General features: G+C 39.7%; 14 protein-coding genes. 1 reads left to right on the top strand and 13 read right to left on the bottom strand.

The window, feature by feature from the left end:
- Nucleotides 1–90 precede the first annotated feature (90 nt).
- The 8 genes from VPHSUH08_RS03160 to moaC all read right to left on the bottom strand — a co-directional run bounded on the left by VPHSUH08_RS03160 (nt 91) and on the right by moaC (nt 8,964).
- Nucleotides 91–2,334 carry an autotransporter outer membrane beta-barrel domain-containing protein gene (locus VPHSUH08_RS03160; RefSeq protein ID WP_105086701.1) on the bottom strand — a complete coding sequence of 748 codons (2,244 nt, stop codon included), beginning with the start codon at nt 2,332–2,334 and terminating at the stop codon, nt 91–93.
- A gap of 146 nt (nt 2,335–2,480) precedes the next feature.
- Nucleotides 2,481–3,200 carry a DUF4198 domain-containing protein gene (locus VPHSUH08_RS03165; RefSeq protein WP_004696641.1) on the bottom strand — a complete coding sequence of 240 codons (720 nt, stop codon included), beginning with the start codon at nt 3,198–3,200 and terminating at the stop codon, nt 2,481–2,483.
- Nucleotides 3,201–3,467: 267 nt separating this feature from the next.
- Nucleotides 3,468–5,279 (bottom strand): translational GTPase TypA, encoded by a 1,812-nt coding sequence (typA, locus tag VPHSUH08_RS03170; RefSeq protein ID WP_105086702.1) that lies wholly within the window; start codon nt 5,277–5,279, stop codon nt 3,468–3,470.
- Nucleotides 5,280–5,476: 197 nt separating this feature from the next.
- On the bottom strand, nt 5,477–6,424 hold the full coding sequence (locus VPHSUH08_RS03175; protein WP_105086703.1) for an epoxyqueuosine reductase: 948 nt from the start codon (nt 6,422–6,424) through the stop codon (nt 5,477–5,479).
- A gap of 138 nt (nt 6,425–6,562) precedes the next feature.
- Complete coding sequence (gene murB / locus VPHSUH08_RS03180; protein WP_105086704.1) at nt 6,563–7,492, bottom strand: UDP-N-acetylmuramate dehydrogenase; 930 nt, start codon at nt 7,490–7,492, stop codon at nt 6,563–6,565.
- Entirely contained in the window at nt 7,467–7,832 is a 366-nt protein-coding gene (locus VPHSUH08_RS03185) for a YlbF family regulator (RefSeq protein ID WP_105086705.1), read from the bottom strand. Before VPHSUH08_RS03185 ends, murB begins: the two co-directional genes overlap by 26 nt.
- Nucleotides 7,833–7,937: 105 nt before the next feature.
- Nucleotides 7,938–8,423 (bottom strand): tRNA (uridine(34)/cytosine(34)/5-carboxymethylaminomethyluridine(34)-2'-O)-methyltransferase TrmL, encoded by a 486-nt coding sequence (gene trmL, locus VPHSUH08_RS03190; RefSeq protein WP_004696651.1) that lies wholly within the window; start codon nt 8,421–8,423, stop codon nt 7,938–7,940.
- 28 nt (nt 8,424–8,451) lie between these two features.
- Nucleotides 8,452–8,964: a cyclic pyranopterin monophosphate synthase MoaC gene (moaC, locus tag VPHSUH08_RS03195; RefSeq protein WP_004696653.1), complete on the bottom strand. Its 513-nt coding sequence runs from the start codon at nt 8,962–8,964 to the stop codon at nt 8,452–8,454.
- A gap of 108 nt (nt 8,965–9,072) precedes the next feature.
- Here moaC and VPHSUH08_RS03200 point away from each other — a divergent pair, with 108 nt between their 5' ends.
- Nucleotides 9,073–9,750 (top strand): metal-dependent hydrolase, encoded by a 678-nt coding sequence (locus VPHSUH08_RS03200; protein ID WP_105086706.1) that lies wholly within the window; start codon nt 9,073–9,075, stop codon nt 9,748–9,750.
- A gap of 105 nt (nt 9,751–9,855) precedes the next feature.
- Here the strand turns inward: VPHSUH08_RS03200 and VPHSUH08_RS03205 are convergent, their stop codons facing one another.
- From VPHSUH08_RS03205 to VPHSUH08_RS03225, 5 genes are all read right to left on the bottom strand, one after another.
- Entirely contained in the window at nt 9,856–11,499 is a 1,644-nt protein-coding gene (locus VPHSUH08_RS03205; RefSeq protein ID WP_105086707.1) for a VWA-like domain-containing protein, read from the bottom strand.
- Between the two features lie 135 nt (nt 11,500–11,634).
- Entirely contained in the window at nt 11,635–12,735 is a 1,101-nt protein-coding gene (locus VPHSUH08_RS03210; protein ID WP_105086708.1) for an AAA family ATPase, read from the bottom strand.
- 12 nt (nt 12,736–12,747) lie between these two features.
- On the bottom strand, nt 12,748–13,554 hold the full coding sequence (locus VPHSUH08_RS03215; protein WP_105086709.1) for a hypothetical protein: 807 nt from the start codon (nt 13,552–13,554) through the stop codon (nt 12,748–12,750).
- 112 nt (nt 13,555–13,666) lie between these two features.
- Nucleotides 13,667–14,317: a TrkA family potassium uptake protein gene (locus tag VPHSUH08_RS03220; RefSeq protein WP_008714417.1), complete on the bottom strand. Its 651-nt coding sequence runs from the start codon at nt 14,315–14,317 to the stop codon at nt 13,667–13,669.
- 35 nt (nt 14,318–14,352) lie between these two features.
- The gene (locus VPHSUH08_RS03225) at nt 14,353–15,714 is read right to left on the bottom strand and encodes a TrkH family potassium uptake protein (protein WP_008601570.1); all 1,362 of its coding nucleotides are present in this window, start codon (nt 15,712–15,714) and stop codon (nt 14,353–14,355) included.
- Nucleotides 15,715–15,716 lie beyond the last annotated feature (2 nt).

Consider the following 15,716-nt stretch of genomic DNA (forward strand, 5'->3'; position numbering starts at 1 on the left):
CTAATGAATAGAAACTTAATCATAAAAAACTCCTTATATACTAATGGTCCTTACAGCATACGCTATAAGGACCATTAATGCAATATTCAATTAAAAATTATGCCGTATCCCAGCATCAATGCGCCATGTATTTTCTACGATAGCACCAAAGTTTTTAGTGAATGTACCATATAGATATGTACTAGGACGGACACTCCAAGACCCACCAATTTCAGCATCGAGCCATGTATCCTTCAAATCTACTGTTGTTTGTACTGTTGGATTGCCTGGTGCGGAATATGTTGTATTTACCTTACCAGAGAATTCATGCGCTAATGCTAATTTAGCGAAGATATTGGATTTTTCTGTTTCTTTCCCAATGCCAATACCAAATCTGCCTACAGCAGAGTTCACAGCATCAGCTTTCACATGCATAGAACCACCACCGACAACAGAAGCATCATAGGATACACCATTCAAACGGCCTACAATAAATTCTACACTAGGATCGATGTAGAAGCCATTTTCCTTCTTAATACGTTTACCATATTCAGCGCTTAAGGATGTGCCATATGTATGGTAATCACCGTTCACACGTTGTCCACCTACGGAGTAGAGCTTATAATCATTGGATAATCTATTACCACGTGCAATGATATCTAAATAACGACCATCATCATGTTTTTTTGTACCATACAAGGCGATGCCGCCAAGTTTGCCATCACCACTACCGTTGGCATATGAATTACTAGATGTACTGTAATCAATAGCGCCGCCAAAAATCCAACCATTAGAAGCCTTATGATCGTAGCCGACTTGTACCCCATTATACGTCATATGTGCATCAGCACCGTCTGTGATTTTAGATTTACCGCCTATATATTTTGCCCATACACCTTGGTTTGTATTAGCTAAACGAAGATCTCCTAAACGGCGTTGTAAATCATTGGTATTACTCTTCCATGCCATAGCAGTCGATGTAAGAGCAGATTTTGAACCACTCACTAAGGATGATTCATTAGCACGATTAATCTTTGTTGTATCATTTACAACAAGACGCCCCTGCGAGTCAAAATGATCTGCACCTAGTTCTGCAACAGCACCTGGACGAGTAATCCCTTCATTGATTTGAACTGTTGTGCTCAGTTTTTTATCATTGCCAGTATATTGTAATTTATCAGCTAAGGCTTGTATTTCCTTTCGGTAGCTATCATCATTAGTCAAATTAGCTCCATCGCCTTGCAAGGTAATATGGCTATTATCTGCAGCATGTTCAACAACAATATTCCCCTTTCCTTTTTCACTAGCTGGAACACCGGCCTTATAAACAGCATTCACATAGCCGCTATAATTTTGAATTGTAATAGGCCGTGCATCGATAGGATGAAGGATACCGGCTGCCGCTGGATTTGATCCACCTACGAGATTACGAACCTTACTGCCCTTGTATAGATATGCTGCATTATCCCCAGATGGACGTTCTCTTTTAGGGGTAGGCCGCTCCATACCAATCCATTCATTATTCCAAGTCCCTCCATTTTGTAAGTAAATATCAGCACCAGAATTATGAGGGTTCTTATTGCTTTCAGCATATTCATTTAATACAGCACCCGTAAGTTTAGAATTAGGTGTTGTAAAAGCTAATGCTATATTCGTTGGCATTTCGTTATGATTTGGATCACGTCCATAATCCTTATTAATTAACCCTACATTCCCAACAGCGACCAATTCTTTAGACCCTGGATGTTTACCATCAGAGCCAGTATTAACGTATACATCACCCTCTTCTGCCACCACAGAGTAAGTATCAGAAGTTTCTAAAGGATGCGTGATGATACGTCCACCACCATCAACAATAATATGACCACGTTGATTAGCTTGTAAACCGACACCGATAGCATCGATATCTACATTGCCTTTGACGTGAATATTAGTATCTCCATAATCTCTATCAGGATTGTCCTTGCTGAGTCTTGGCACTTTACCACCGTAACCAGCATACACAGCGCTCATATAGTAATGACCGAGTTCCCTTTTTGAGGCTGGTGCATCATTTTTAAGGCGTACAATCAAATCTTTATCCACCGTCAATTGTGATCCAAATCCATTATAAATACCTGATACATTTTTAGTTTTACCTGTATCTGTTAAGCTTTTACCATGCACATTAACCGTCAAGGTATCTTCTATATGCTTAACTTCTGGTTGTGTTTGTACCGGTGACCCCATTGTTAATCCAAGCAATTCCTCCGCTTTATCACTTGTGGCATTAATTTCTGTAGCAAATGCAGAGCAGGTCATTCCAGTTAATACCAACGCAGCCATCACAGCCGATACATTTCGTTGTAATTTCATAAAAATCTCTCTTTCTTACCCCGCTTAATACGAGGCTCTCACAGAACGCATTTATACGTACACCCTAAAAATATAAAAAGACCCCCTAAGTCCAACTTAGGAGGTCTTGTTTATTTCACACACTTAGTAAATAGTTATATCCTATATTATTCAGGATTGATGATGAAGGACAATGCACTGAAGTATTTATTTTGCTCACCTTTAGTTTGAGTTGGGAAGCCCACTTCAACGCCTACTACGTTAAGGCCGTTAGCACTTACAGTAACAGTTGCTTTACCATTAGCATCTGCTTGGCTTTCATTAGTAAGATCATTAATTACGTCTTTAATAAGAGGTGCATTTGCATATGGTTTACCGTCTTTCAAGACTTGGATTTCATATGTATCACCTTTTCTAAGAGTTAATGGGTTAACAGATGGAATGATTTGAATGAAAGCATCTTTATTATTGAAAGGTTTTGCTTCTGCATTCCAGTAGTGAACGTCATATTTAATGGCATGTGTACTTTTTTGAGCACCTGGTACTTCAGAGATTGGTTTATGAACAGTTTTACCATCTTTGTCTTTTGTCCAATAACCATAGTCAAAGTCAGTTACTGTAATACCCAATTTATCATTTGGTACAACTACTACATTTTTTTCATGTTTAATAACTTGTACAGGAATTACCATGCCATTGTTATCTAAGCCAATGATGCTTTTTACCATTTCTGGGCTATACGCATCATCAACAGGGCCTTCGCCAAGTACTAGCGCCTTTTCATCTAAGCGGTTAGCAAAGAATACGCCATGCGCATCAACGGAAGAGCACACACAACCTGCAGCTAAACCTACTGCAAATAAAGAAGCTAAGATTTTCTTATTCATAAGAACCTCCATAATCAATAACTTTTTCAATAAACTTGTTATTATTATACAGCGTTACAAATATTTCGTATATACCAATACCCCTATCAGCAAGTTATTATGCGTATTTAGTATATTAACTTATTTTTATACCCAATAATCATAAATGATAAAATTATCACCTATTTTCATGAATATATGACTTGTAAGAATATGTTAGATAAATACTTATAGATTAGATAAAAAAGGCGCTCCTTAAGGAGCGCCTTTATATATCTGCATAAGATATTATTTTTTATTCTTTGCTGCTTTCGCACGTGCGTTACGATCAAGAATCGTTTTACGCATACGAATGCTTTCAGGTGTCACTTCAACAAGTTCATCATCGTTGATCCACTCAAGAGCTTGTTCCAAGGAGAAGATACGAGGTGGAGTCAAGCGTACCGCTTCATCAGAGGAACTGGAACGCATGTTGGTAACATGTTTTTTCTTACATGGGTTAACATCCATATCAAGTTCACGTGTATTTTCACCAATAACTTGGCCTGCATACACGTCTTGGTTAGGGCCAACGAACAATGTACCACGATCTTGAACGGAGTTCAAACCATATGGAGTAGTTTCGCCATTTTCGAATGCTACCAAAGCACCACGTGTACGGGAAGGAATTTCACCTTTATATGGTGCATAACCATGGAATACATGGTTCATGATGCCATTACCTTTTGTAGCTGTTAAGAATTGTGCACGGAAACCGATCAAGCCACGAGCCGGAACTACGAATTCCATACGAAGATAACCGGCCAATTCAACCATATTAGTCAACTCAGCTTTACGTTGACCAAGATTTTCCATTACGGTACCCATAAATTCCTGAGGTACGTCGATGGTCAATGCTTCGAGCGGTTCACACAATTGGTCGTTAATAGTTTTGAAAATTACACGAGGTTTACCTACTTGTAATTCGTAGCCTTCACGACGCATAGTTTCAATCAATACTGCCAAATGCAATTCACCACGACCAGATACTTTGAACGCATCTGCAGAATCAGTTTCTTCTACTTTCATAGAAACGTTAGTTTCTACTTCACGGAACAAACGATCACGCAAGTGACGGGATGTAACAAATTCACCTTCGCGGCCTGCGAATGGAGAGTTATTTACGGAAAACACCATAGACAATGTTGGTTCGTCGATGGAGATGGATGGTAATGCTTCAGGATTTTCAGCATCCGCTACTGTTTCGCCGATGTTAATATCGTCGATACCTGCAAAAGCAATGATATCACCCATTTCAGCTTCGTCAGTTTCAACGCGGTTCAAGCCATTGTATGTGTACACACGACCAATTTTCGCTTTACGAGTACTTTCACCATTCATGATAGCCACTTGTTGGTTGGTTTTCATTTTACCGCGAACGATACGACCTACGGCGATTTTACCGATGAAGTTATCGTAATCAAGTGTAGTTACCATGAATTGAAGAGGGCCTTCCATATCACCTTGTGGTGCAGGAATTTCGTCGATCAATGCCTTGAATAACGGTTCCATATTTACAGCTTCGTCATCCCAATTGGTTTTGGAAACACCGGAACGGGCAGATGCGTAAACTACAGGGAAATCGAGTTGATCATCGTCAGCTTCAAGTTCCATAAACAATTCAAGGACTTCATCCTCAACCTCTTTAACACGTTGGTCAGGACGGTCGATTTTATTGATAACTACGATTGGTTTCAATTTTTGCTCTAATGCTTTACGCAAAACGTATTTAGTTTGAGGCATTGGACCTTCGTAAGCATCTACGAGAAGCAATACGCCATCAACCATGTTAAGTACGCGTTCCACTTCGCCGCCGAAATCAGCATGGCCTGGAGTATCAACGATGTTGATTTTGATGCCATCATGCATAACAGCAGTGTTTTTAGACAAAATAGTAATACCGCGTTCACGTTCCAAGTCGTTGGAGTCCATTACGCGTTCTGCTACCTTTTCATTCTCACGGAACACATGGCTTTGTTTTAATAATGCGTCCACCAAAGTAGTTTTACCATGGTCAACGTGGGCGATAATCGCTACATTACGAAGATTTTCGCGAATCATAAGATCCTCCCTTTAATTCTTTCAGTATATTCTATATCACATAGCCTCTGTGAAAGAAGCTATGTAGGTATATTTTCCAAAAATGGCAACAGTTAATTATAACGCAGTCTATAGAAAAAAGTCAAAATAGTACACCTATTCTAATCATGGCAATTTCAACATTTGATTATACTTTTGACTCATCTTAAGACAAAAACCTATTTACGCGCTATCGCCCGCTTAGCAGATTTACGCAACAACGGAATTTGTTTATCTGTTAAATGGAAACAAAATTTAGGAATCAGCTTTTTTATAATCTCCACATCAGAGGCTTTCAAAATATATTCTGGCTGTAGCAACGGCTCTAATTCATCAAGTCCGGGATAATCCAGCCCTATGCTCCAGTCATGGTCTGCATTAAAAGGGCATGCATCCTGGCAGTTATCACAACCTAATATCCACGCCTCCAGCATATCGTCTGTGACACCATCCGGTAACTTACCATCACCGAATGTATTAATAAAAGATACACAGGTTAACGGATTCATAGTAAACGGTGCAGATAAGGATTTTGTCCTACACCCTTGCTGACATAAATTACAAGAATCCGGACATGGTGGTATCTCTAACTGTTGAATATACTCACAGGACTCATCAATTAAATAGCCTACCAGTTCATAGCTAGAACCTTTAGGTCCATAAAAAAAATTATTTTTTCGATAAATGCCTAAACCAGCTGCTACCGAAGCGGGCCGCAACGGAATAATTCCGGCAGGTTTCGCCGTTTCACCGCCAATATATCGTATTCTATTTTCACCAAGCCAGACTTCAAAAGATTGCCGTCGTTTAAACTCATCACTGTGAGGAATATTTGACAAAGATAACAACAACCCTTTTGCATATCGGTTTCGAAGAGATACAGGAAACTTATAATCACCAAAATATTCAGTACAAACCACTATGGATTGTGCCCAAGGATACTTTTCTTTTAATGCTAAAAAATCTTTACTATGCGCATATACCTCTTTACTTTCAGGTACATCTTCTAAACGCTTTATCAACCGTTCTTTATAAAAATCAAGTGCATCAAGAGGCACTATACCACAATTGTCATACCCACACGCTAGCGCTTTATCATAAATCTCCTGGGCCAACAAAGTATTCATATCATCGCCTCCAAAATATGAACTAACTATAAACCTATCATACTCTTTTAAAAACTATAAAAAAAGATTTCTTATGAATCCGTCATCCTTAAAAGAGTAACATTACATAAGAAATCTTATATTAGTATTTAATTTGTATTAATCTTCACCAATCATGCGTACTTCTGGTTCGAGATGTACACCATGTTGATCATACACACGACGTTGTACCTCACTAATCAGGTCAAGTACATCCTTCGCACTTGCACTACCTGTATTGATTACAAAGCCAGCATGCTTATGAGATACTTGCGCATCACCTACAGACAAACCTTTTAGGCCTGTTTGTTCAATCAATGTACCTGCAAAGTACCCTGGTGGGCGCTTAAAGGTTGAACCTGCACTGGCATATTCCAAAGGTTGCTTTGATTCACGTTTTTCTGTTAACTCATCCATACGTGCCTTGATGGCATCCTTGTCGCCTGGTTTGAGTGTCATAATGACTTCCCCAATAACTTCATGATTATCGTGGAATACACTATGACGATAAGCAAAGTCCAGGTGAGATGCGTCATACTCTTTAATATTTCCTTGGAAATCCACGGCTCTCACTGCAGTAACTACATGGCTCATTTCCCCGTCATAAGCACCTGCATTCATAAATACGGCACCACCAAGTGTGCCTGGAATACCAATAGCAAATTCAAGACCAGATAAACTATTCTCCCAAGCAAATTCAGAAGCATCTTTTAACATATACCCGGAACCAATGCACAATGTGTTTTCGTTACAGTCCATAATTTGAGTCATATGTCGAACTGATACGACAGCACCGCGGATACCTCCGTCTTTCACCAAAATATTAGATCCACAACCAATAATAGTTACAGGCACATCTAATTCGTGAATGGTACGAAGCGTAAAACTAAGTTCTGCCATCGTAGTAGGTTCAATAAATAAATCCGCAGGTCCTCCAATTTTGAATGTCGTATGATGACAAAGGAGCTCCTGCTCGCGTACACGTGTACTTGGTAATTTTTCTAATAAAGCGGTTTGTAATACCTTAATGTTGTAGTTGTTGTTCGCCATGATCTAACACTTTCATCCCCTCAGTGATTGGTTCGCTAATGATTTTGTAAATATCATTAGAAATCTGGCTCCAACGCATTTGCGCTTGCAAATAAGCAGTCGCTGCAGCATTTTCTTGAATTTGAGGCATCAATTCCTCTTGCTTCTTTTGCAACTCATCTGCTTCAGGAGCACCAGACAACTTAGCATATTCCCATTGCATTTGTTGTGCCATAAATGTGCGAACCAACCCCGTTGCTACTGCATCTGCTTTCACTGCTTCCTGAGCAGCCATTAACTCTTTGTACTCTTCGGATTCACGCATTGCGTGAGCTAAATCATGAGCTTTATCGTAGTTCATAATATCCTCCTCCAAACAACACCGTTAAAATCGCTACCGGTCATATAGATTTGGTAGGTCTCCTAACACATAAGTATAATATATTCCTCAATTGTAAAAGTCTATTTATTTTGATTGAATCCAATTGCCTTCAGCCTTAAGGTCTGGATAATCAAGTTGGCGCATACCTTCATAAGCTATGATTGCCACCGCATTAGAAAGGTTCAGAGAGCGTGCTTCATCTACCATGGGTATACGAATGCATGTATCCTCTTTACCATCTAATAAACTTTCAGGCAATCCTCTTGTTTCAGGGCCAAAAACGAGCATATCACCAATTTCATATTTCACCTCGGAATGAGTATGCTTTGCTTTGGTAGTAGCATAGAAATATCTACGATCAGGATATTTCTCATATAATTCTTGAATATTTTCATGTACCTGTACATCTACCAAGTGCCAGTAATCAAGGCCAGCCCGTTTTACATGCTTGTCATCAATAGAAAAGCCAAGGGGTTTGATCAGATGTAAGGTCATATGATTGGCGGCGCATAAACGCGCTATATTTCCTGTATTACCTGGAATTTCAGGCTCATAAAGTACTATTTCCATTTTCAATCCCCTATTCTTTATATCTATATTATTCTACAAAGGAACGGACAAAATGTCCACTTTTCCCGCCTTCTTTTTCTACAAGATATGTAGGACCTATAATCATCCCTTTATCAATAGCTTTGCACATATCGTAGACTGTTAAAAGTCCTACTTGAACCGCTGTAAGTGCTTCCATTTCAACACCTGTCTTTCCCGTCGTTTTTACGGTAGCCCGAACCTTAACAGCACGATTATGTGTAGCATCCGTACAGGCAGGACTTTCACCATCAACAAGAGTACAATGCACCTCTACCTTAGTCAATGCTAACGGATGACAAAGGGGAATTAGATTACTCGTCTGTTTCGCCCCCATAATAGCTGCCAATTGAGCCACACTAAGAACATCCCCCTTTTTTATTGTTCCCGCCTCGATACGCTCATAAATGGCATCATTAATAGCAATAAAGCCTTCTGCCACGGCAGTACGAGTTGTAATATCCTTATCTGATACATCTACCATCCAAGCATTTCCATCTTGATCAAAATGTGTTAAATCCATAATACATCCTTACTAATTATGTATAAATTATCACCAATAGTTTTATTTTCATTTATTATATTATACAATAGAATTAAGAATTGTATGTACAAGGAAGGAAGTGTTCCTATGAAAACAAAACTAACTTATTTTGGTCACGCTTGCTTTATGCTCACACATGGCGATGTATCCATGATTTTTGATCCATTTTTAACCGGCAATACATGGAATATCGCTAAAAGAGAAGATATCAAATGCCAATATATCTTTGTCAGTCATGGTCATGATGATCACTATGGCGATACAGATTTTATTGCCAAAGCAAATGATGCACTCGTTATTTCTACTGCTGAGGTGGCGGGTAAAGCGGCAGCGGCCGGTTGTCGTACGCACGCCATGCATTTAGGAGGCAAGTTCGACTTTGAATTCGGTTCTGTTCGAATGGTTCCTGCCTTCCACGGCTCTGGCATCCCTGGCGGTCACGCTGCAGGTTGTATCGTAGATTTCTACGGGGATATCCTATACTTCGCTGGTGATACAGCACTCTTTAGCGATATGAAATTATTAAATCGTTTTGGTGAAATTGATTACGCCCTTCTTCCTATCGGTGATAATTACACAATGGGGGTTGAAGATGCAGCTCTTGCTGCTTCTTATGTAAAAGCACGTATTTCCATTCCAATTCACTACAAAACATGGCCTGTTATCGACCGCGAACCAGGTGTATTTACAAGCCTAGTAGAGGGCAAGTATAACCAAACAGCACTCATTATCGATCCAGGTTCCTCTATTGAGCTTAATAGCTAATACAAAATCTACAGACCTAAAAATGACGCAATCCAAAGGATTGCGTCATTTTTGTATATCGTCTTGGTTCAAAATCAAACCCATAAAAAATTGCATTCTAATAGACTAAATCTCTTGATTTGCCATAGAAAAGCCCCCACGGTTAGCCATGCGTACAAACTCATCAATATCTTGAGTTTCATCAATACCAACATAGCCGAGTTCACGAACCAGGCCGTATGGGGTATGCAAAGATAGTTGTGGGTTCTCACCGGTCAACACCCACAGCACCTTATAGCCTCTTGGCGCCTCTCGTAGTCGCTCTTCCCCTTCGCCATCTGTAAAGTATACAAGTAAATCTACACGGTTTTGATTAGCCAGAGAGAATACAGGGGTAAAGGCTGTTGCACCACGCACATCAAGGCGCGGCTTCACATCCTTCACGGATTCCATCGTATAGGTGCGGCGCACCTCATTATCACATTCTACAACGGTAATGCGATGGTTATAGGCATGCACGATTTGTAACACTTGCTCTAAGGCATTCGTAAACTCCACATCAGTTATACTACCACTCATATCGAGAGCAACCCATACATTTGCCTTATGTTGGCGCAATGTACCTGACAACTCCAAGCGCTCAGGCTGACGACGATTACGACGCATCGTCGTTTTTTTATATCCACTCGCTACCTTGCCCATCAACTTTTTGAGATAAAAATACCATGGCAAGGCGCGGCGTGTCTTTTGGAATGTATCGATAAGACTTTTCACATAGCCTTCCATATCACCCTTTGAAGCTTCGTTGATATAGCGCTCTGTGATTTGGTCCATCGTGTCTGTATCAATAGAATCAGATTCATCCCAAATATCATGGCTAGTTTGAGGGTCAAACTTCATAGCAATCGCCGTATCTGCGTTATCGATAGGCACAAAGAGGTCTGTTTTTTCTTTCATAACATTATCAATAGCCTTCGCATAGTATTCAATGGTACGGAAACGCTTTAATAACAAACCAAAGCGCGCATTTACATTGGCTACCGTTACTGCATCACGGTCTACATGTTCAAGGTAATCGTTTACGACCATGTCCATAGCCATATGGACTGCTGTTTTGTGAAAGCCTTGGCTCAGTGCTTTTACCCGCATCAAATGAGCAGAAATGATATGAAGAACTTCACGCTTAATACCATCCTTCATCACATCAGGTGATTGGCGTAACAAGATAAAGGGATTTACATATAATACATATCCGCCCTGTTTAAGATTAATACCAAAAGCACTGGCCATATCAAAGCGAATGCGATGAGTCATTTGTAAGTAAAAGTAACCAAAGAATTGGTCCTCTTCAAGGAGCAGACTGTTTACATCATGTAATATGTTCCACAACCGTTGCTCATAGGCAGGTGTCATTATCGCTTGCTGCATAACGGAAAGGTCTGTCCCCTCCACTTGTACGTCTTCAAGAGCACGACCGATGGTACCTATATGGCTATCCGACATATTATGGTTCATAAGATCGGCCGCTATGCGTTCAGGCGCCATGCTATGATGTTGTTCTTCATAGCTATCTACATAGGCCTCATAGGATGCGTATATTTGCGTATACAAAGCCTCTGCTTCGCGATGTATGCGCTCTCGTTTCGCATGCCATCGATCAAGAGCCTCGATAGCCTCCGCATCATAAGAACCCGTTTTTTCCCAGCCATCGATATGAGTCAGTAAATCCGACGCATCACGTATATCGTCCTTATCTAAGTTTCGTTGCATATTTACACCTCCTTTTCTTTAGAAAACAAATTTAATATATGTCATATGCCATATATCAATTAGCATAATAATTAATAATTTACTACAGTCGATTATCTATATATAGCTTCGATTTGGTTAACTACGCACATAAAATTATTTTTGCGCGTCAAAGAAAGTATCTACAAAAAGGTCATCTTCAATAGCATAAGCGTAAACACGCTCATACGTATTACGAAGATCTTTCATAACCGCTACGCGCAAATCCCCTGGATACAAAGTTAAAAACTCCACAAAGTGATGTACTTCCTGCGCATTGCTATTGCGATTTAAACGATGCAACATATTTTTTGCTGCTACATAAAGGCGAGTTGGGCTTTCACCTTTAACCTGCTCAGCCATAGACATAATAGCACCTGGTTTTTGAACCGCCGCCAATACATCATCAAAGGTAATAAGAGGTTCTTGGTCGGACTCGATAAAGTTTACAAAAGCCTCCGCAATGAGTTTACCTACGTTACCGCGGATAACATTCATAAATACGTCACGACTATAGCTTGTGCCCTCTTGATTCTTATAAATTCTATATAGACCGGACACGCGTTCAAAGGAACGAGGTGTGGCATCGATATCGTCTTCGTGACGTTGATTTAAATATTCTGGATAGGAAGAAATAAATTCAATAACCTTTTCTTCAATACCAGCACCAATAGCCCAGTCAATCCATTGCATATAATCAGCATTCATATAAAGCCATACAAAACGGTTTTGCTGTGCCGGGTCCATGTCAATCGTTTGGTAATCAAAGGAATCCTCAGGGTTCATAGCGGCGATGATGCGCACTTGATCACTTAAAGAAAAGCCATTAATTTCACGGTTTAGAATAAGGTTCATCAATTCTTGTTGAACTGCATGTTCTGCGCGGTTAATTTCGTCGATAAACAGTAATACTTGGCGCCCTTTATCTACGGCTTGTGCCACATGTTCCAATGTATGATGCACAGCGTATACTGTAGTTTTTACATCCCGTGTATTGCCATGACCATCCGTATGAGTCACCGTTTCTACTGTAGGCAAGCCACCAATTTCACCTTCTTTTAAAAGGTTTCCGTCAATAGTTACTAATTCCCAATTATGTACCTCTGCAACGCGCGCTGCGAGAGAGGTTTTACCTATACCCGTCTCACCGACGAGCAAGGGTACTTGATTAGCAGCAAGCACTAACTCAACGCTTGCCATTGTATCTATAAAGTTCATTGTATCTCCGTTCTAATATCTCAAATATTCGCCTACTGCAATTTTCTTAACAGTTCTAGTACCATACCTATCAATAAGTGACAATATATCAATAGGCCATTTGGATTGACGTCCACCGATAGCTTTATTGTTGATTAACTCGCGTACATAGTCTTCATCAACGGTATCGCTAGAAATGGCATCTAGAATTATATCTTTGATTTCGTCTACCGTAACGCTCAATGTATTAGGTATATAACCGACGATAGCCGCACTTACCTTAAATAAATGCAAGGCCAAGTTCTTAGTGAGGTTTGTAATCTGACGCATTGCCTGTGGATCTTGCTTTACTGCTGCTTCTAGTACAGCTACGCTAGGCTCATCAATGTAGCGCAAGGCTAAGTAACTCTCTTGCACGGCTTGTAACTGCACAGCTTCGCTTGGAGCATTGATATATTGTAAGGCATCATAATTCGCCTTCACCGCCTCTAATTGCAATTCTTCAGATGGGTTCGCAATATAGCGAATAGCCCAACCTGATTGAGCTAACGCACTTTTTATTAATGTATCAGACGGATTGTCGATATATTCTAAAACCGCCCAATCTTTTTCCACTAAGGCTTTTAACAATTCTTCTGTAGGATTTTCAACGAATTGTATAGCTCGTGGTGCTTGTGAAAGCGCCGTTTCAATAACCTTTTGAGTAGGTTCTTTAATATATTGTAACAACATGCCGTTTTGTCCCACACATGTAAGTTGCATAGCTTCTGTAGGATTTGGAATATTTCGAATCCCATGTGGGTTATTGGTCAGCGCCGTTATATATTGTTCCTCTGTCATAATAACCTTCATTTCTATATTAAAAGGCCATACGAATACGTATGGCCTATACTGAATTCTATCTTATTATATCATATTTTTTCGATATATTTATATCTCTTTCGTATACTTACTACACTGTTAATGCATCTAAATCAGAATTATTTCCTATGATTAATAGTTTATCCTCTGCTGAAAGAATCGTAAACGGATTAGGAGGGACTTCTAAATCCTCCCCACGCCTGATTCCTACAGCATTAAGATTATATTTCTCACGCAGATTAGAATCTTTCAAGCAAGTGCCTACCAAAAATTTTGGCATATCTACTTCAATAAGGCTAATACTTTTAGATAGCTGTAGGTAATCCATTACATGTTCTCGTGTCAACGATTGAGCTAATCGTTGTGCCACATCGTATTCTGGATAGATAACCATATCTACCCCCATCTTCTTGAGCATCTTACCTTGGAGTGCATTTTCAGCTTTCGAAACCACATGAGGCATTTTCATTTCTTTCAATAACATCGAAGTCATAAGATTTGCCTGGATATTATCCCCAATAGCAACAATAACTATATCAAATTGGCTCAAAGCTAAGGCTTTAATAGCCTCTTCATCAGTAGTATCTGCTACGATAGCATGTGTGACATAGGGGGAAACCTTTTGTACAATTTCTGGATTAATATCTACACCCAAAACCTCATGATTCATAGAGGCTAACATCTTGGCGATGGTCGTACCAAATTGTCCAAGACCAATGACAGCTATTGTTTTATATTTCATGCTATATCTCCTGATAGGCTAACTATTCTACTCAATTACAACAATACATTCTCTTCTGCATACCCAATTGGCTTCGTTGGTGACGTCCTAAGAGCCCATGTACCAATAACGGTCATAACACCCACACGACCTGTAAACATAACAAGCATCAGCACCCATTTACTGCTTTCAGATAAATCGGGCGTAATTCCCGTTGTAAGGCCTACAGTCCCAAAGGCAGACGTAACCTCAAATAGCAATCGAATAAAATCATAAGGCTCATCCCAAGCCAGATAACATGTGGCTATTAAAATGAGAAGAAGCGATAAAAATATAATCCCATTGGCTTTAAGCACGGTTACTAATGAAATACGACGTTCAAAAATCTCTGTATCTGGACGGTTATTAAACAAGGTACGCGATGCAAGTATGGTTACTGCTACGGTGCTAATTTTAACGCCTCCACCGGTAGAGTTTGGGCCAGCACCAATAAACATGAGAATAATAGTAACAAACAAGGTAATTGGATGTAATGCATTATAGTCAACCGTTGCAATCCCCGCTGTACGCGGCGTAATCGCTTGAAATAAAGAGGCCATTATTTTATTCCAAATCGGTAATGACCCAAAGGTTTTTGGATTTGACCATTCCACACCTAAAAAAATGATAGTTCCTAATAAGATAAGAATCGCTGTGCCTACTAACATAATCTTAGTGTGAAGTTTTAAGTCAACAAATCGTCTCACCTTACGGTGTGACCATATGTCAAAGGCCGCTAAATAGCCAAAACCACCGATCACAATTAGCACGGCCGTATTGATATTAAATAATATGTCCCCTACCATGGCATACGGTAGATCATTATCAAAAAATACAAATCCAGCGTTACAAAAGGTGGAAATAGCTTGCATGATACCTGTATATAATGCAGCCTGTCCAATATAAGGATATAGCTGAATCGTATAGATTATGCCTCCTACAATTTCAATAGCAAAGGTATAAAGCGTTAACTTTTTCGTAATATGTAGTAATCCAGTCATACCATCCTGTCCGACATCCTCGGACAAAAGCACACGATTTTTAAGGCCTACTCGTTTACCTAGAAGCAAAGCAATTATGGTTGTGAAAGATACAATTCCTAACCCACCTAACTGAATAAGGATAACCATTACAATCTTACCAAATAAAGACCAATGATAATAAGTATCTACAGTGGCCAGCCCTGTTACCGAAACACAAGATACGGCTGTAAAAGCGGCATCTACAAGAGCCGTCGTTTGCCCCTGAGCACTCGCCATCGGTAACATAAGCAATATGGTACCTATAATCATGACGCCTAGAAAGCTAAACGCTAATAATCGATAGGGATTTTGTTGCATGTACCGTTGTACATGAGAATGGGAAATATCGTGCCACATAC

The sequence above is a fragment of the Veillonella sp. S13054-11 genome, assembly GCF_002959795.1.
GTDB classification, from domain to species: domain Bacteria; phylum Bacillota; class Negativicutes; order Veillonellales; family Veillonellaceae; genus Veillonella; species Veillonella parvula_E.